This window comes from Phytomonospora endophytica, from assembly GCF_014202425.1.
Classification (GTDB): Bacteria; Actinomycetota; Actinomycetes; order Mycobacteriales; family Micromonosporaceae; genus Phytomonospora; species Phytomonospora endophytica.
The window spans coordinates 57630-74730 of the sequence record NZ_JACHGT010000016.1 but is presented as its reverse complement, the minus strand read 5'-3'; the positions used below and the strand labels follow the sequence as shown (position 1 = coordinate 74730).

Annotated in this window: 20 protein-coding genes, 1 tRNA gene and 1 pseudogene; 14 read left to right on the top strand and 8 right to left on the bottom strand. The window is 69.4% G+C overall.

Features of this window, described 5'->3' with window-relative positions; translation table 11 throughout:
* Positions 1 to 5: 5 nt before the first annotated feature.
* From HNR73_RS30545 to HNR73_RS30530, 4 genes are all read right to left on the bottom strand, one after another.
* Complete coding sequence (locus HNR73_RS30545; protein WP_373316587.1) at positions 6 to 1505, bottom strand: FtsW/RodA/SpoVE family cell cycle protein; 1500 nt, start codon at positions 1503 to 1505, stop codon at positions 6 to 8.
* Positions 1506 to 2024: 519 nt separating this feature from the next.
* Complete coding sequence (locus HNR73_RS30540; RefSeq protein WP_184791149.1) at positions 2025 to 3341, bottom strand: PP2C family protein-serine/threonine phosphatase; 1317 nt, start codon at positions 3339 to 3341, stop codon at positions 2025 to 2027.
* Entirely contained in the window at positions 3338 to 3814 is a 477-nt protein-coding gene (locus tag HNR73_RS30535) for an FHA domain-containing protein FhaB/FipA (RefSeq protein ID WP_184791148.1), read from the bottom strand. The genes HNR73_RS30540 and HNR73_RS30535 overlap by 4 nt, the downstream gene beginning before the upstream one ends.
* Before the next feature lie 16 nt (positions 3815 to 3830).
* A complete protein-coding gene (locus tag HNR73_RS30530; RefSeq protein WP_221331212.1) occupies positions 3831 to 4538 on the bottom strand; it encodes an FHA domain-containing protein in 708 nt (235 codons plus the stop codon).
* Positions 4539 to 4913: 375 nt separating this feature from the next.
* Between HNR73_RS30530 and HNR73_RS30525 the strand changes: the two genes are divergently transcribed.
* From HNR73_RS30525 to HNR73_RS30490, 8 genes are all read left to right on the top strand, one after another.
* Positions 4914 to 4999 (top strand) — tRNA-Leu (locus HNR73_RS30525).
* 164 nt (positions 5000 to 5163) lie between these two features.
* Entirely contained in the window at positions 5164 to 6492 is a 1329-nt protein-coding gene (locus tag HNR73_RS30520; protein ID WP_184791146.1) for a tyrosine-type recombinase/integrase, read from the top strand.
* 279 nt (positions 6493 to 6771) lie between these two features.
* Entirely contained in the window at positions 6772 to 7002 is a 231-nt protein-coding gene (locus HNR73_RS30515) for a helix-turn-helix domain-containing protein (RefSeq protein ID WP_184791145.1), read from the top strand.
* Positions 6999 to 7430 carry a hypothetical protein gene (locus HNR73_RS30510; RefSeq protein ID WP_184791144.1) on the top strand — a complete coding sequence of 144 codons (432 nt, stop codon included), beginning with the start codon at positions 6999 to 7001 and terminating at the stop codon, positions 7428 to 7430. Before HNR73_RS30515 ends, HNR73_RS30510 begins: the two co-directional genes overlap by 4 nt.
* Positions 7421 to 8305, top strand: coding sequence for an HNH endonuclease (locus tag HNR73_RS30505; RefSeq protein WP_184791143.1), 885 nt, complete (start codon positions 7421 to 7423; stop codon positions 8303 to 8305). Before HNR73_RS30510 ends, HNR73_RS30505 begins: the two co-directional genes overlap by 10 nt.
* A 231-nt stretch (positions 8306 to 8536) precedes the next feature.
* Positions 8537 to 8755: a hypothetical protein gene (locus HNR73_RS30500; protein ID WP_184791142.1), complete on the top strand. Its 219-nt coding sequence runs from the start codon at positions 8537 to 8539 to the stop codon at positions 8753 to 8755.
* Positions 8742 to 8981, top strand: a complete 240-nt coding sequence (locus HNR73_RS30495) for a hypothetical protein (RefSeq protein ID WP_184791141.1) — start codon at positions 8742 to 8744, stop codon at positions 8979 to 8981. The genes HNR73_RS30500 and HNR73_RS30495 overlap by 14 nt, the downstream gene beginning before the upstream one ends.
* 8 nt (positions 8982 to 8989) lie before the next feature.
* The gene (locus HNR73_RS30490) at positions 8990 to 9670 is read left to right on the top strand and encodes an HNH endonuclease (protein WP_184791140.1); all 681 of its coding nucleotides are present in this window, start codon (positions 8990 to 8992) and stop codon (positions 9668 to 9670) included.
* A 141-nt stretch (positions 9671 to 9811) separates the two neighbouring features.
* On the opposite strand, the gene HNR73_RS30485 is transcribed toward HNR73_RS30490, so the two are convergent.
* The 4 genes from HNR73_RS30485 to HNR73_RS30470 all read right to left on the bottom strand — a co-directional run bounded on the left by HNR73_RS30485 (position 9812) and on the right by HNR73_RS30470 (position 11684).
* On the bottom strand, positions 9812 to 10108 hold the full coding sequence (locus HNR73_RS30485) for a hypothetical protein (protein WP_184791139.1): 297 nt from the start codon (positions 10106 to 10108) through the stop codon (positions 9812 to 9814).
* Positions 10092 to 10868: a DddA-like double-stranded DNA deaminase toxin gene (locus HNR73_RS30480; RefSeq protein ID WP_184791138.1), complete on the bottom strand. Its 777-nt coding sequence runs from the start codon at positions 10866 to 10868 to the stop codon at positions 10092 to 10094. The genes HNR73_RS30485 and HNR73_RS30480 overlap by 17 nt, the downstream gene beginning before the upstream one ends.
* Positions 10869 to 11202: 334 nt before the next feature.
* The gene (locus HNR73_RS30475; protein ID WP_184791137.1) at positions 11203 to 11403 is read right to left on the bottom strand and encodes a hypothetical protein; all 201 of its coding nucleotides are present in this window, start codon (positions 11401 to 11403) and stop codon (positions 11203 to 11205) included.
* Positions 11400 to 11684 (bottom strand): hypothetical protein, encoded by a 285-nt coding sequence (locus HNR73_RS30470; RefSeq protein ID WP_184791136.1) that lies wholly within the window; start codon positions 11682 to 11684, stop codon positions 11400 to 11402. Before HNR73_RS30470 ends, HNR73_RS30475 begins: the two co-directional genes overlap by 4 nt.
* Before the next feature lie 289 nt (positions 11685 to 11973).
* On the opposite strand from HNR73_RS30470, the gene HNR73_RS30465 reads away from it, so the two are divergent.
* From HNR73_RS30465 to HNR73_RS30440, 6 genes and pseudogenes are all read left to right on the top strand, one after another.
* Complete coding sequence (locus tag HNR73_RS30465; RefSeq protein ID WP_184791135.1) at positions 11974 to 12813, top strand: helix-turn-helix domain-containing protein; 840 nt, start codon at positions 11974 to 11976, stop codon at positions 12811 to 12813.
* Positions 12810 to 12995, top strand: a complete 186-nt coding sequence (locus HNR73_RS30460; RefSeq protein WP_239121937.1) for a DUF397 domain-containing protein — start codon at positions 12810 to 12812, stop codon at positions 12993 to 12995. Before HNR73_RS30465 ends, HNR73_RS30460 begins: the two co-directional genes overlap by 4 nt.
* 109 nt (positions 12996 to 13104) lie before the next feature.
* Positions 13105 to 13473 (top strand): hypothetical protein, encoded by a 369-nt coding sequence (locus HNR73_RS30455; protein ID WP_184791134.1) that lies wholly within the window; start codon positions 13105 to 13107, stop codon positions 13471 to 13473.
* Positions 13433 to 15001 (top strand): phage terminase large subunit family protein, encoded by a 1569-nt coding sequence (locus HNR73_RS30450; protein WP_184791133.1) that lies wholly within the window; start codon positions 13433 to 13435, stop codon positions 14999 to 15001. Before HNR73_RS30455 ends, HNR73_RS30450 begins: the two co-directional genes overlap by 41 nt.
* A 152-nt stretch (positions 15002 to 15153) precedes the next feature.
* Positions 15154 to 16221, top strand: a pseudogene (locus HNR73_RS41255) (phage portal protein); the annotation flags it as partial.
* A 103-nt stretch (positions 16222 to 16324) separates the two neighbouring features.
* Positions 16325 to 16978, top strand: a complete 654-nt coding sequence (locus HNR73_RS30440) for an HK97 family phage prohead protease (RefSeq protein ID WP_184791132.1) — start codon at positions 16325 to 16327, stop codon at positions 16976 to 16978.
* Positions 16979 to 17101 lie beyond the last annotated feature (123 nt).

Sequence of the window (17101 nt, the reverse complement as noted above, 5' to 3'; positions counted from 1 at the left end):
GGCGTTCACAGCTTGATCACCTCCGTGGGCGCGTGGTCGAGACGGTCCGGTTTGGCCGGGCCGGTTCCGCCGCCGGGGATCGGGACTCCCGCGGCCGGGGGCCTGCGGGCGGTGTCGGAGATGCGGATGAGCAGCGCGACCACGAGCCAGTTCGCGAGCAGCGAGGAACCGCCGTAGGACAGGAACGGCGTGGTCAGACCCGTCAGCGGGATCAGCTTGGTCACACCACCCACAATGACGAACACCTGCAACCCCATGGTGAACGAGGCGCCGACGGCGAGGAGTTTGCCGAACGCGTCACGGACCATCAGGCCGGCCTTGATGCCCCGGCCGATGAGCATCATGTAGACCAGCAGCATCGCCGTCAGGCCGACCAGGCCGATCTCCTCACCGAAACCGGTGATGATGAAGTCGCTGGAGGCGTAGGGGACCCGCTCGGGCTGACCCTGGCCGGGGCCGGAACCGAACAGTCCGCCGGTGCCCATCCCGAAGAGGCCCCGGACGAGCTGGAAGCTCTCCTCGTCGATGTAGGGCCACGGGTCGGTCCAGATCTTCACGCGCAGCTGGAGGTTGCTGAACAGCGAATGCGCCAGCACCGCCGCGCCCGCGAACAGGCCGATGCCGATCACGAACCAGCTCGTGCGCTCGGTCGCCACATAGAGCATCGCCACGAACATGCCGAAGAACATCAGCGACGTGCCCAGGTCGCGTTCGAAGACCAGGATCAGGATGCTCGCGCCCCACACGACCAGGACCGGGACCAGGTCGCGGCCCCGGGGGAAGACCATCCCGAAGATCTTCTTGCCTTCGAGGGACAGCACCTCCCGCTTGCGCACGAGGTAATAGGCGAAGAACGACAACAGGAGCAGTTTGGCGAACTCGCTGGGCTGGATGGAGAAACCGCCGATGCGGATCCACAGCTTCGAGCCGTTCACCATCGAGATCGACGCCGGCAGGACCGCCGGGAGCCCGACCAGGACGAGACCGGCGAGGCCCAGCGTGTAGGCGTAACGCGACAGGATCCGGTGATCCTTGAGCAGACCGAGGACCAGCGCGAACAGCACGATCGCGATGACGACGTACCAGTACTGGCGGATGCCCTGGCCGCTGAACAGCGGCACGTCGGCGCGGCCCGCCGCCGTCGCCAGATCCGGGCGGTCGATCTCGTCGAAAGGATCGTTGACCAGATCGAGGCGCCGGATGAACACCACGCCCAGGCCCGTCAGCAAAGCCGCCGCCGGAAGCAGGATCGGGTCGGCGTAGGGCGCGAACGCCCGCACCAGGACATGCGCGATGAGGAACGGGACCGCCAGGAGCAGCGGCAACGTGAACACCGAACTCGTCACCTGCTGCGTCAACGCGATGTCGCACGCGGCATAGAAGCCCATGATGATGAACAGGGCCAACAGCAACAGCGCCAGCTCCGTGCCGCGTCTGGTGCGGCGACGAGACCCGGCGGCCCCACCCGAGGGACCCGAGACGGACACGGACGCGGACGCGGTCACAGGGATCCCCCAGAAGGACTCGGGTTCTGCTCGTTGTGGCGCTCTGCCGGTTCGGGCGACGCGAAGAAGACCGCCCGCCGGGCATGGGATCGGGCTCGGCCCGCCGGTGACGGGTTCCCGGTGGGTGCGGGCGAGCGAAGCGCGGGCTCGGTTTCGGGGGCGGCGTTCAGCGGCGGACGGCCGCCCGAAGGACGCGCTCCCCCGCTCGCCCCGAAGGGGCCCCGAAAATCACGATACGGGCGAGGTGTGACAAGAGCGGAGGCGTGAGAATCGCTCGCTGTGCTGGTTTCGGCGGCGCGACGGAGACCGCCCGCCAGGTATGGGATCGGGCTCGGCCCGCCGCCCGTGGCCTGCTCACCCGGGCGACGCGAACGAGACCCCACAGCGGGCACGGTCCAGACGTTTCGCCCATGGTGACCATGCCGCCGCGTTGTGTGACGACGTCCATGCGGTTGCGGTGCCGGCGCGCCGGGCGCACCGGTCCGTGCCCGCCCGGTGCGCACACCCGCGGCGGCGCGTTCAGTCACCGGTACGGCAGTTCTCGTCGTCGCCGGGTGCCGCACTCGTGTTCTCCGACGGTGCCGAGCTCGACGGATCGGGCGACGGCGTCGGGCACAGCGGGAGAATGTTCGGGTTGTTCGGGTCGGCCGAGGTGAGCTGGCCGAGGATCTCGCGGGCCTTGGCGAGACTGTCGGCGGTGATGCCCTGCTCGACGTTGCCGCGGGCGACGTCGTTGAGATCGTCGACGGGTGTGCCGGACTCCAGCTGCAGCGACGAGAAGGACACACCGGCGAAAGTCCCCGGCACGCCCCGGAAGATCGCCACGTTCCCGTGCGGACCCTCACCCACGTAATACTGCGACTGGACGTACAGGTAGCCACCGGTCCCGAGCACACCCAGCGCTAGGACCACGATCAGCGTCCACAGCAGCGCCCGGCGCTTGCCGCGACGCGGGGGTTCACCGTTGTCGTCGTCATCGTCGGACTGCGGGTCGTCCTCACGGGCCGGAGCCGTCGCCGCGGCCGCGCGGGCCGCCGGGCTCGACGCGTCGGCGGAGGTCACGTTGCCGCGGTCGCGGGCCGCCGCGCCGCCCACGATGGGCTGGCCCTCGACGATGTCGGCGTCGGTCACGTCGGCGACGATGACCGTGATGTTGTCCGGGCCGCCACCGCGCAACGCCAGCTGCACGAGACGCTCGGTCGCCTCCTTCGGGTCGGCGAAGTCGGACAGCGTCTGCGCGATCGTCTCATCGCTCACCACGCCCGACAGGCCGTCGCTGCACAGGAGGTACCGGTCGCCGGGGATCGGATCGAAGGTCGAGGCGACCGGGTCCAGGTCACCCGTCCCCAGCGCGCGCATGATCAGCGAACGCTGCGGGTGGACGCTCGCCTCCTCGGGCGTGATCCGGCCCTCGTCGACGAGCATCTGCACGTAGGTGTCGTCACGGGTGATCTGTTCGAGGACGCCGTCGCGAAAGCGGTATGCTCGCGAATCGCCGATGTTGATCAAGCCCATGGTGCTGCCGCCGAACAGGAACGCCACGAGTGTGGTGCCCATGCCCTCCATGTGCGGGTTCTCGTCGACGGTGTCGCGGATGCGGTCGTTGGCGGCGAGCGCGCCCTCCGCGAGCGCCTGCGCGAGATCGCCGCGCGGCACGTCCTCGTCCAGAGTGGACAGCGTGGCGATGGCGATGTTGCTGGCGACGTCACCGGCGGCCATGCCGCCCATCCCGTCGGCGACGGCGAGGAGACGCGGTCCCGCGTAGACCGAGTCCTGGTTGCCGTCGCGGATCAGGCCGCGGTCGGATTGCGCGGCGTAACGCAAAGTCAAAGTCATGGGCGCAGCTCGAAACTGGTGCGGCCGATCCTGATCGGAACACCGAGGGGGACAGGAGTTGGTCCGCTGACCTTAGCGCGATCCAGGTAGGTGCCGTTGGTCGAGCCGAGGTCGTCGATGAACCACTGCCCGTTCCGCGGCACGAGTTGAGCGTGCCGGGTCGAGGCGTAGTCATCGTTGATGATCAATGTGGAGTCGGGCGCGCGACCCATGGTGATGACCGATTCCCCCAGGGGCACCGAACGGCCCTTGAGTTCACCGGCGGTCACGACGAGATGGCGCGCGGCCCGGGCGCGGCTCGCGCCGCGACGGCCGCCCGCCGCCGAACCCACCGAGGGCGGCGCGGCGACCGGAGAGCCGCCGCGCGAACCCGAGTAGGAGTCCTGCCGGATCGTGCGCGCCACCGCGAACACGAAGACCCACAGGAGGAGTAGGAACCCGAAACGGGTGACCGTGAAGACGATCTCGGGCACGTCCGAGGTCTCCGCTCTAGGAATCCAGGTGCAGGGTCAAGGAGGTGGTGCCCAGCTGGATCACGTCACCGGGACGGATCGAGACGGTCGTGATGCGCTGGCCGTTGACCATCGTCCCGTTCGTCGAACCGAGGTCGGTGACGAGGACCTGCTGGCCGTCGTAGTCGACTCGGGCGTGACGGCGGGAGATGCCCACGTCGGGCAGCCGGATCTGGGCCTGCTCGCCGCGGCCGATGGTCGTCTGACCCATCGCCACCGCGTACTGACGACCGTCCCCGGAGATCAGCTTCGCGCCGGCCGGAGTCCCCATCGGAGGCTGCGGCGGACCGTAGCCCTGATCGCCGCCCTGCGGCGGACCGAAGCCCGGGCCGCCGGGAGGCTGGCTCCCGTCGCCGGTGGACACCTCGGCGGTCACCCGGAACATGCCGGTGTCGAGACCGTCGCCGCGCTCCACCTCGACGATGACGTCGCCGTACACGGTCCAGCCGTGCTCGCCGATGTACTCCGCCTGGGACTGCGCCAGCTCCTGAGCCAGCGCGGCCGCGTAGGGCGCGAGACGATCGTGGTCACCGGCCGAGAGGTCGATGACGTAGCGGTTGGGAACGAGGGTGCGTCCGCCCGCCAGGATGGCCTTGTGCGCTTCAGCTTCACGCTGCATGGCGCTTGCCACCTCGACGGGGTGCACAACGCCTTTGAACATCTTGGCGAAGGCACCCTCGAACATGCCCTCCAACCGCTTCTCAAAGCGTTGCAGAACGCTCACCGGCTCCTCCTGTCGTGTCCGAGACCTTGATGGTATCGGGCGCTGTCACACGGGGCGGGGGCAAGCGTACGGTTTGTGCTATTCTTTCGCGGCTGCCCCACGTGACGACGCTGGTCACGCTTGCTCGCCGACGGGGGTGAACCGTCGACATCTCAGCCGTCAGGTTAGACTTTCGGCGCTCGGCACCGTTCGTCGGGACGGCCATGTTTTTTCACGCGGCCGTCTGTTAGGGCGTGCCGGGACGGTCACGGGTAACCCGTTTGAAGGTCCCGGCCGGAGACTGCTAGTCTCACTCTCGCTCCACTGCTCGTCAAAGGGCAGGGGAGACCACTTCTTGGGGAAGTGGCGGAATGGCAGACGCGCACGGTTCAGGTCCGTGTGTCCGAAAGGACGTGGGGGTTCAACTCCCCCCTTCCCCACCAGTAAGATCAAGGCCCTGACCAGGGAGTTAGCTCTCCGGTCAGGGCCTTAGTCGATCTCTGGGGGGCAACCTGGGGGGCAACCGCCCCCGGGCGCGCCCCCGCATCACCGTTGATCGGCTCCGCGACGAGCACTGACGCGTAGCCGAAAGGTGATCACCGCCACCATGGCATCTGTTGAATCCCGCGAGCGCGGCGGACGTAACGGCGCACCCAAGTACACCGTCTGGCGCGTCTGCTGGCGCGAAGGAATCGAGCGCTGCAACCCCACGGTGAACGACGAGACCGACGCGAAAATCCTTTGCGCTCTCGTCACCGAGGCGGGAAACCGCTGGCCGTCACGAGACGTTCTCCGCGCTCGCGGACTGGCCTACCTCCTGGCCTACCTCGACGGCGGCGAGCCCGCCGCCGAGCCCGCCCCGGCCGCGCCGGAACCCACCTACGACGAGCGCGCTGAGCACTACCTGACGCGCATCGAAAAGGAAGGGCGGATCAATGACGACCAGCCCCGGAAATACCGCCAGAGGCACCGGGATCACGTCTCGCCGCACCTGGGGCACCTCGCCCTCTCGGACATCACGCCGGAGCTCATCCTCGACTGGCAACACACGATGCTCACGGTCAAGGGACTGAGCGCCAAGACCGTCCTAAACATCCGGGGCGAGACGATCGGCCCCATCTTCTCTGACGCGATGCTCCTCGGACCCAACGGCGAGCCGCCGCTCATCACGAGCAACCCGCTCGCCGCCGTCCGGGCGCCCAAGCGCGGTTCCGTGGCCCGCTCGATCATCGACGGAACCGACGAGTCGGGGAAGTTCCTCCAAGCCGCCTACGGACGAGTTTCGGAAGTCAGTAAACCCGGGCGTGTCGGCAAGCCGAGCACGCGCGCGCTCGGACGCCAGTCCGCCGCCGACCTCGCCATGATTCAACTCGTCACCGGCCTGCGCTGGTCCGAACTCGCTCCGCTCACCGTCGGCCAGATCAACCGCGTCAACCGCACGATCCTGGTAGACCGGACCGTGGTCAAGCTCGGCGCCGACGAGGACAAGGGACTCAAGACCCGATGGATTCTGCGCCGACACGGCAAGTCCGACGCTGCTTACCGCTGGACGACCTACCCGCCCGCCCTGGACGTCCTCATGGACGTGTTGTGCGGCGGCCGGGGGAAGGACGAGTATCTGTGTCCGGCGCGGTCGGGGACCTTCTGGTATCACTCGGCTTGGTACAAGCACTGGAAGTCGATTCTTAGCGACGCCCGTTCGCTGGGCATGGACACCGACGGGCTTACCCCGCACGGGCTGCGGCACTCGGCGCTGTCGGCGCTCGTGGCCGCGTCGGTCGACCTCGTGACCCTGCGGCACGTCGCCGGGCACAAGAGCATCACGACCACCGTCGACATTTACGGCAAGCCCACCAAGCGCGGTCTCGCCGACGCACAAGCCGCCCTCGCTCCGCTCGCCGAAACCCTCGGAGGTGCGCTCGTCCGCGCCGCCTGATCAGCTCCACACAGGACGCCCCGCACCGACCGGTGTGGGGCGTCTTCGTCGGCGCGAACAGTACAGGTAGGACGGTCGAATGTTTCCGGTTTGTAACGGTTACGAAAGTGGGAATGATTACCGAAAAGCCTTCAAGCCGGGCCGCATCCATTCAAGATCATCTGTCGTTGAATCGGTATCCATGCTGGTCAGTGGCCTGTGATGCGGCTACGAACCAGTTCCTACAAAGTCCAAAGGGGAGCGCCGTTGAGGCCCGTCGAAATCGAGGACGATCAGTTTGTGAGCACGGCTCAAGCCGGGGAGATGCTTCCGGCGAGCGAACCGACGATCCGCAAGTACCTGCAGGAGGGCAAGCTACGCGGCTACCGCGTGGGCAAGCTCTACAAAGTCTCCGTGGAGTCCATCAAGGACTACCGCCGCGAACACGCCGTCATCCCCAACCCCCCGCCCTCACCGCCGCGCCGCCCCCGGCGCCGGTTCCGCGCGATGCGACCGGGCCTGTGCACGTGACCGGCACCTACCGCGCCGAGACGCGAAGCGCCTACCGCGAGGCCGCCTACCACCTGGCCGCGCTCGCCGACACCAACCCGACCACCCCGGGCTCACCCGCCGACCGCTGGAGCGCCGCGCTCGCCGGGCTGGCCGCGCTCGTCGCCGACGGCGCGCCGCTCCCGGCCTCGCTCGTCTGCGGCAGGTTCGGCGCCGTCGTCCACGTTGTACGCCAAGACCACCTCGACGCGTGGGGGCTGCTGCTGGACTCGCCACCCATGGGCGCGTTCCGGCCGGAGAGCACCTATCGGGAGGTCCTGACCGACTGGTGCGGCGTGCCGGTGCGGGTGTGGACGCGCGGGACCGACGTCCCGGCCACGCCGCCCCGGCATCGCTGGTGGCGGTTCGGGTTCGGACGTGCGGGAAGGACGGGCGTGAAATGTGGGTGAGAAAGCAGGCCGAGGCCGCGCGCAACATGAAGTTTCGGGTGCTGGCCACGTCACCGTTGAAGTTCCTGGCGTTGTTCGGGTCGTGGTCGGCTCTGCTGGGTGAAGCGTCGTTGGCGCACTCCAACGGGTTCCTGACCGTCGCCATGGTCAGGGAGTTCTCGACGCCGCCGCTGCTGGACATGCTGGTGTCCACAAAGCACGGCAAGGCACCGCTGGTGCACAAGCGCGGCGAGAAGTGCCGGTGCCTGGACGTCCATCGCAACCGGTGGCCGGAAGGATTCGACTACCTGATGCACGACTTCCTCGACTTCCAGCCCGACGCGATTGAGGCCGCCGTAAAGACGCGGCAGGCCGCCGAGCGCGACGACCGGGGGTTGCGTCGCCAGTTGCGCGAGCGGGACGGCGGGATGTGCCGCTACTGCGCCCGGGAGACCAACCCCAAGGACACCAGGGGAGCCGCCGGGCAGCAGTTCGACCACGTAGACCCGCGCATCGCGGCCGGAGCGTCCAACATGGTCACGTCCTGCCGCGAGTGCAACCAGCGCAAGGGGCAACGCACACCCGGGGAAGCCGGGATGCGGTTGCTGACCCTGGCCGAGATCGGCGCTCGCCGACCACGGGCGGACCACGGGGCCGAGGTCGCCGACCACGGGGACGCGAGCTATCCGGCTTCGTACGGTACGGGACGGTACGGGGAAGACGAAGAACCCGCCGACGCGTTCGCGTCGGTCGGACCTCCCGAGATCGACCGCCCTTCCGACCGTCCCAACCCGTTCCACCGAGGCCCCAACCGGACCTTGCCGGAGCACTTCGCCGGGCTGCCCGAAGTGGACGACGACGGCGCCGATGATGCCGGATTGCCCGCCGCCGCTTGACCGGTGGCTGGCCGGGCTGAGGGTGGCTGTCAGCCACCCGAGGGGATGCGGGCGGCCACTGCGCCCGCACCCCTACCGGCCAGACCCGGCCGTCCCGGAGGACCACCGGGGCACCGCCTACTGCCGGTGCGGGCTCCCACAGGGCTCCCGCTGGCACGACGCACCGAAGCCGCCGCCGTCCGACGTGGACGCCCGGCACCACGAACTCAACCGCCGTACGGGGGAATCAACGTGAGCGACTTGACCTGTCCACAGTGCCTATCGAGCGACCTTAAGGAGACCGGGACGGCGCTCGTCCTCGACATGGTGTGCGTCGTCGCACCCGTCCTGCACAGCTGGCTTGGCCGGTGCGGGTGCGCCGTGCACACCCACCAGACGTGCGCCGGATGCGGGCTGAAGTTCAGCACCGGACACCCCGCCGAGGAGGTGAGCGCCAGTGCAGCAGCCTGACGACTTCGACGCCTGTTGGGACAGCGCGGCGTCCACAATCCCAGGCCTGTCCATCATGGACCGGACAGCCGTGGCCGGCGCGGAGCGACCGGAACCGCGGAGTCCACACCGGACAACCACCTTCGGTCTTGTCGTGCAGTTGGTTGCCTTGGTGCTGGCGGGATACGTGATTGCGGTGCTGTCCATCATGGCCGTGCTCATCGGCTGCTCGATCCTCTTCGGATAGAGCGGGCGATGTCTCTGCTGGCGGCGTCGGGCTCCACAAGGGCCTGGCGCCGCCTGCGCGCCTGGATTCTCGACCGGGACGGGTGGACGTGCCTCGTCCCCGGGCCGACCGGTACGCCGTGCGGCCGGTACGCGCGCACCGTGGACCACATCGTGCCGCGAGCGCACGGCGGCGGCGATGAGCCGGGCAACTTGCGGGCGGCGTGCTCGACCTGCAACACCCGGTCCGGCGCGCTCGTGCGCCGCCCGGGCGCGCTGGTCGTGGTCATCGGCCCGCCCTGCGGCGGGAAGACCACCCGCGTGCGGGACCTGGCCACTGAGCAAGACGCCATCGTGGACTATGACGACCTCGTAGAAGCGTTCGGCGGGACGCGCTACGGCCGTGACCGGCTGCCCATCCGACTCGCCGGTGTGGCCCGCGCCGCTGCTGTCCGCTCGCTGCTGGCCACCCCGCCCACGGGCGGGACCGTCTACATCGTGCACACCGCGCCGGGGCGCGGCCAGGTGGCCGCCTACGCCCGTGCGGGCGCGGTGTTCGAACTCGTGGACCCCGGCCGCGAGGAGTGCCTACGCCGCGCCGCCCGCGAGCGGCCCTCACAGTGGGCGCGGTACGTCGCCGACTGGTACACCGACCCGCCGCGCCTGCCCACGAGCGCGCCAACGGCGGCGCCGTCGGCCTCGCGCTGGTGAAGGCCCGGGGTTTTTTCCTGGGAGCCCTGGCCGGACACCCCGCGTCCCTTGTCCGTCTCTCCCCCGCAAGGGCCCACCCCACGCGAGAACACACCGGAACGCGAATGATCCTCACGGATGCCGCCCGGATGGCACCGGTTGCTACTGGTCGCGGACGTCGCGTGGCATGTCCGGGTGCTTGCGGTGTTCCTCTTCGATCTCTTCGGGAGTCAGCGGCGTTTCCTCGGTGCGATGCCACACGAGCCGTTCAGTCCCATCGACGCCGAACTCCATGAGCAGCGACCACCGGTGCTCATCGGGCGGCTCTAGGCCAAGCTCACGCGCCAGTGCCGTTAGCTCGGTGGTGGACTCGCCCTCTGCTTCAACGAGGCGTTCATAGGTCGCGGCGTCGCACTCCACCGGCTCGGTGAACTCCGTCTGCCTACTGTAGATCGCCATCGACGCCCCTCCCGTTGCCTTTGAAGATCGTCCGCTTGGTGCTTCCGCCCCTGCTCATCGTCGAGTACACCACTAGCCGGTACGTGTCGTCGGGCAGGGCCTCGGCGATCCTGGCCACGCACGCGTTGGGCTTGTCGTCGTCGCAGGGGTGCCTGTTGGTGTACAGCTCGACGTACTTCGTCTTGGTGGTGCGCATCCACGCCGCCACGTGGCCCTCTACGTGCTCGGTGAGTGAGGTCATGTGCCGGTGCGGGTATATCAGCCCAGGGCCGCCACGCCCGGGGCCGTCGTAACCGCTCCACTGTTCGGCGACGGCTTCGAGCGACTGCCCGTCAGCGTCGTAGGCGTGCCCGACGGTCTTCGGGTCACCGATATGGGGTTTGACGCGCTCAACCTTGCCCGGGTCGGGTGGGCGGCGCGGCGGGAAAGGCTTGTTCACCAACGGTTTCGGCGACGCGGGCTCGGGCACTGTGGACGGGGGTGGTCCCGGGCCGGCGGAGGCCCCGATGTCCACAAGGTACGAACGCATTTCCTCATCGGCGGCGGCGGCTTCTGTGTCGGCGCGTTCCAACGTGGACATTGCCTGTTCGAGGGCGGCGAGCGAGCCGGAGAGCCTTTCGGTTCCCTGCGCGGCGTCGCCGAGCGCGGCCCTCGCCTGCGCGATCGCCTCCCGCGCGGCACGGGCGGTTTGCCGCGCCTCGTCCAGCGTGGACAGCCCGGCGCGGATTCCGGCGGTGAATTCCTCGAACGGACTGGGCACGTCGGCACCTTAGCGTCTACAGCGGACACAAAGCGGGGGCCGCCTCGCGCTCACAAGGCGACCCCCGGGCCGTCGCCCACCACCGACGACCCTCGGGGCGCTGCTGCAAATCAACGCCCCGCCCGCCCGCGCGCTGCCACACGCGGGCGGTCCTCCGGCCGCACTCCCGCTACGGCAAGCGAGAGCGGCGACCGGGTATAGAAGCGACCAGCCCCCGGGACCAACTAGCCCGGCGGCGGGGTCGCTTCTGGACGGTCTCGGGCCAACGAAAACCGTGAGACCGCCCCGGCACCGCGCCACCGTCTTCCCGGCGGCGCGGAGTCTGTGCGCCCGGTCAAGTCCCGGGCAGGGTGGCTTCCTTACGGCGAATCGCGAACGGGTCAACCCCCGCCTCGCGAAGCTCCAGGTCGGCGCGCCGACGGCGTGTGCACGGCCATTCCTCGCGGCATCCCTCACGACACACCCGATACGGCGTGATCACCTGGTCGTGTGCGTCCCACACCGCCCACGCCTCCGCGAGGTCGACGGCGCTCACGCGGCCGTCTCCTGCCCGGGAAGCGCGACGGACGGATCGTCAGGCCACACCCCGAGGCTGTACAGCGTCCGGGTCGCCTCAACACGTGTCGGGCACGGGTACGCCTTGTGGCACCCACCCAACGCGCAGATCGGAAAGCCGTCCATACGGTGATGCGCCAACATGATCCGGTGAACCAACCGGATCCGCCGCAGGCGCGCCTTGTGCTTCATCGGCCGTGCCAGGATCGCCGCGCGCCGCGCCGTTCTCTCCTGTGGACTCATCGGCCCCACCTCGATCATGTCCGCCCCCTCGACTTGGCTGGGGGACCGGGCACCGGAACCAGTCACCGCGCCCGATCCCCCCACGGCCGGACCGCCCACAGATCCCGCTCGCGACAGCAGGCCCCTCGAACGGTCCGGCGATTACAAAGGATGGTGGGGGGGTCTCACATCCTCTCTGATCAAAGACGCTAAACGCCCATGTCACACAAGGGAAGGAGGGCACCCCGCTTCGAATTCGGAGCATCGAGAATGGACGTTCGGCGGCGGGTGTTCCGTTCTGGGAGGCGTTTTCTGGAACACTTGAGGGATGGTCGTACAGGGGAACGCTCCGAAACCGGCGCTCGCGCGACGCCAGTTCGGGCAGGCTATTCAGCGCCTCCGTAACGCGCGTGGACTCAGCGGGCGAGCCGTGGCCGCAGCGCAGGGCTACTCAGCGCAGAAACTCGGGGACATAGAGGCCGGAACGCGGGCGGTCAAACAGAACGACGCCATTGAGCTACTGCGGTTCTTCCACGTCACGGGCGACGACTACTCCCACCTGATGAGCCTGCGACTGCTGGGCGAACAGGGCTCCGACGTCACGGAAAGCAACGTGAGCATCCCGCGCGAAGGCCGCCTGTTCCTTGACCTGGAGGCGCACGCGGAGCGCATCGACGTCTTCGAATCGGAGTACGTGCCCGGACTCTTCCAGACGGTGGCCTACATGGAGGCGGTGCAGGCTGCCGAGGACGCGACGTCACCCGACACCGGGCGCGAGATTCGACGCGATCGCGTAGGCCGCCAGACGACCGTCCTGGAGCGTGCCGACGGCGGGCCGACCGTCCGGACCGTGATCGGGTTCGCCGCGATCCACTACCTGGCGCAGTTGCCCAGCGTCACACGAGACGAGCAGCTTTCACGCTTGCGAGTCCTGGCAGCGCGGCCTAACGTCAGCATCCGGGTTGTTGATCGTCTACACCCGGGGATGATGTCCGGGCCGTTCACGATCGTGGTACCCCCGTCCGGCGAGTTCGACGTTCCGGTTGTGTACTTGGAAGGGCTCGGCGATCGGTCGTACCTGGAGAAGCCCGACGCGGTCGCTCCGTACCGCGACATCTTCGAGCGCGTTTACGACGTTGCACGAGACATTGAGGAGTATCTATCGTGACCACGATCGGTCCTTGGCGGAAGTCTTCGCGGAGCCAGGGAAGCGGAGCCAACTGCGTTGAGCTTCGCCTGTTCGGCGACCAGGTGCAGTTGCGTGACTCCAAGCTGGGCACGGGGAGTCCGACCCTCACCGTCTCGGCGGCCGAGTTCAGCTCCTTGAAGAACCTCATTCAGGCACCCTGATTCGCAATCTGACGTGACCGCCCCCGGCTGCTACCGGGGGCGGTCTACATTGGCCGAACGCTCGACCAGTTATGCAGACATGCGCATGTCGACATGAGACGCTGTGGGCATGCCGAAGAAGACGCCTCAGCGTGACGCGCTCCCCGGGCTCCGCAAGCGCCCGGCCGGTCCGGCTGAGCGCGCGGTCGGCAAGGCGATTGCGGCTGGGCAACGCGGGAAGACGATTCAGACCGTCCCGGATGGACCCTTGGCCGCCACCGCCCGCGCGCTCGCCCGCCTCTTGGACGGTGCCGGACTCGATGACGACCGGTGGGCGGCGGCGAAGCTGGCCGCTGAGTTGCGCGCGACCCTGGCCGACCTCGGGCTGACTCCGGCCGCGCGGGGTGCGGCGGCGCCCGATGCGCTGACGGCGCTGTTGGAAGACCTCGGGAAGCCCGATGCTGGCACCGGCCCCGCCGCGTTACGCGACCCCACGTGACCTGTCCCGGCTCACCTTCGGCGGGAAGGTCGCGAAGGTCTCGGCGTCGATCGGGGCGCCGTTCATGCCGTGGCAACGGCAGGTCTGTGACACCGCCCTGGAGATTACGCCAACCGGCCAGTGGGCGTACCGGGTCGTGGTGGTCACCGTGCCCCGGCAGGCGGGAAAGTCCACACTGCTCGGCGCGCTCTCGGCGCACCGGTGCCTGACCGGGCGGCGGCGCCGGGTGTGGATGACCGCGCAGACCCGCGCCGACGCGCGGGACCTGTGGCTTGAGCACGTCGACGCGATCGAGTCGTCTCCACTGGCGACACTGACGACGTCGCGGATGTCCAACGGCTCTGAGCAGCTGCGATACGAGGCCCTGGCGTCCACATTGCGGCCGTTCTCACCCGGTCCCGAGGCGCTGCACGGCAAGACGACCGATCTCGTCAGCGTGGACGAGGCGTGGGCCTTCGACGCTGTGCGCGGCGCCGAGCTGGCCCAAGCCATCATCCCGACCCAGACGACGCGAGACGCTCAACTGTGGATCGTCTCGACCGCTGGCACCGCAACGAGTGCGTGGCTGCGCGAGTTCGTCGACAAGGGACGAGCGCTCACCGCGGACCCAAGGCCGGCGGATGCCCGCACGTCCACTGTGGCGTACTTCGAGTGGTCCCTTCCGGACGGTGCCCCGGTCGACGTCGAGACCGTCTACGCCCACCACCCGGCGCGCGGCTACACGCTCCGCCCAGAGGCCATCGCATCGGCTGCCGAGCTGCTGCCCGCTGGGGAGTTCGGCCGCGCCTACGGCAACCGGTGGAGCGCGGTCCTGGAGCTGGCGATTCCGGCGGAGCTGTGGGAAGCGGCCCGCGAACACGAGCCGCCGCAACCCGAGCCGGGCGGGGTGGTGCTCACATGGGACGGTCCCGTGGACGGGTCCTCTGCCACGGTCGCGATCGGGTGGCGCGACGCGGGCGGGCGCCTGGTCGCCGAGGTCGCCGACCGGCGGGAGGGAACGGCGTGGGTGGTGCCGCGCCTGGTCGAGCTGGCCGGGCGGTGGCGTCCACGGTGGGCGGTCGCCGACTCGCGCTCGCCCATCGCGCACGTCACCGACGAGGCGCGGCGACACGATGCGCTCGCCGAGATCCTGCACGAGACGTCCACGACGGAGTACACCCGCGCGTGTGCCGGGCTCATCGCGGGGATGCGCGCAGGGACGGTGCGGCTGTCCGCTGACCCGGTGCTGGACGCCGCCGCGACCGCCGCCGCCCGCCGGTCGGTGGGCGACGGGTGGGCGTGGGGGCGCCGGGGCAGCGCGGGCGACGTCGCGCCGCTCGTCGCGGTCACCCTCGCCGTGTGGGCGATCGAGGCCGCGCCGGAACCGCTGGGCGCCTTCGAGATCCTGTTAGGACGCGCGGGTCGCCGCTGCGATCGGCGCTCGGGCGGCCAGTTCGAGCCCGCGCAACTCGTCGTCGACGACCCCGGCGACCATCGAGACGAGTTCGAGGTGGGCCGCCTCGCCGAGTTCGAGACCGCGCCGCGCTAGCTCGTGTCCGATGAGCACGTCGAGCACGGTCGCGGCGGATAGGCCCGTCATGGCCAGCGTGAGGCCCTGGCGGGCCTTGTGCTTGTCGGCGGAGCGCTGCGGATGCGGCGTGTTCGTCATGCTTCCTACTATGCGGCTTAGTAGATGCGGCTATGGTGGTGATCATGGAATCCGCACCGGCCGCCGCCGCGCCCTCGCCCCCGGCGCCGGTCGGCGCGCCGTTCAACCGCATCATCTGGCCCGACGGCGCCGGTCCGGTGTGGATGGACACCGACCGCGCCCGCTCGATCCCCGCCGTCGCTCGCGCGCTGCTGCTGATCACCGGCATGGTCCGCCAGACCACGATGGACGACTACAAGGGCGATGAGCTGATGCCACGCCCCCGCGTGCTCGCCCAACCCGACCCGTCGGTGTCCCTGTCGTGGTTCACCGGACAGTCGGTGGACGACTACCTGTTGCACGGCAACGCCGTAGCGCTGGTCGTCGCGCGCGACTCCTACGGGTACCCGGCCGCCGTGCGCTGGGTTCCGGCGTGCTGGGTCGCGATCGAGTGCGCCGAGGAGGACTACACCCGCCGCGCCTACTGGATCCGGGGCCGCAAGGTCGAGCCGGGCGACGTGATCCACGTGCAGCGCGGCGCCGACCCCTGGTGCCCCGCACGCGGCATCGGCGTCGTCGAGAGTCACCTTCGGACACTCCGGCGGGCGGTGATGGAAGAGGAGTACGAGCTTTCCGCGCTCGCCGACGGCGCCGTGCCCAGCGTGGCCGTCGTCGCGCCGAACACCCGGCTTAGCGCGGAGGAGGCCGAGGCGGCGAAAGCCCAGTGGGAAGACCTCTACGGCGGGCCCCGACGCAGGCCCGGAGTGTTCCCGGCCGGAACGGTCATCACCCCGCTGTCGTGGTCCCCATCGGACGCCGAACTCACCGAGGCGCGCCGAATGACCCTCGTGGACGTGGCCAACATCTTCGGGCTCGACCCGTACTGGGTCGGCGGGCCGTCGGCCTCGCTGACGTACAAGTCCCCGGGTCCGATGTACACCAACCTTCTCCGCACCACCCTGGAGCCGATCCTCACCGACGTCGAACAGGTCTGGGGCGCCGCCCTACTGCCGCGCGGGCACGACTTGCGATTCAACCGGCGCCTGCTGCTCGCCGACGACCTACAGACCACCGTGACGACCCTGGCCACCGCCACGGCCGCCGGTCTCATGACGACCAACGAAGCCAGGATCCACCTCGGACTGTCCCCTCTCGACACGCCCGCGCCGCCCCCGCCGGCCGAAACCGACCCGGCCGCGAACGATCCACAGGAGACGATCCCCGATGCCTTACACGCCAAGCACCGAGCGCCGCCAGTACGCCCCGCGGCTTCGCCTCACCCCGGCCCTCGAACTGTCGACTTCGGCCGGACGCTCGGGGGGTCCAACGAGGACGCGCCTGGAGGGCCTGGCCGTCCCGTATGGACGCTCCGAGGAGGTCATGGACTCCTGGGGCTGGTACCGCGAGTCCATCGCACCGGGCGCGTTCAAGAAGTCCATCACCGAGGCCGCCCGCGCGCTGCCACTGCTGCTGTCGCACTCCACATCGGTCTTCCCGATCGGCCGAGCGATCGAGTGGGACGAGCAGCCCGACGGCCTCTATGGAGTGTGGGAACTGGACAGCGCGCCGCAGGCGCAGGAAGCCGCGCGCCTGGCCGACGAGGGCATGATGACCGGCCTGTCCGTCCAGTTCATGCCCCTTGCCGGACGCACCGCCGTGCAGGAACCCACAAGGGACGGCGACCTGGCGCACCTGACCCACCACGAGGCCCGGCTACTGGAAGTGTCGCTGTGCGCGACCCCGGCCTACGCCGACGCTGGAGTGACGCTCGTGCGGTCCTTCGACCGCGCGGTCGGCGCCGTCCGGCCGGGTCCACAGCAGACGATGCGTCCCGTTCTGGAGGAGTGGCGGAAGTGGCGCGACGGCATCGCCGCATGACCTACTATCTGGCTTAGTAGTTCGCGCCGCCTCGCTGCGCCGCCGACTCGCGCCGGACCCGCACTCGCGGGCACCACCCGAGCGGCACCCGGAAGGCACCCGAACAGACCTGACCGTCTGTCC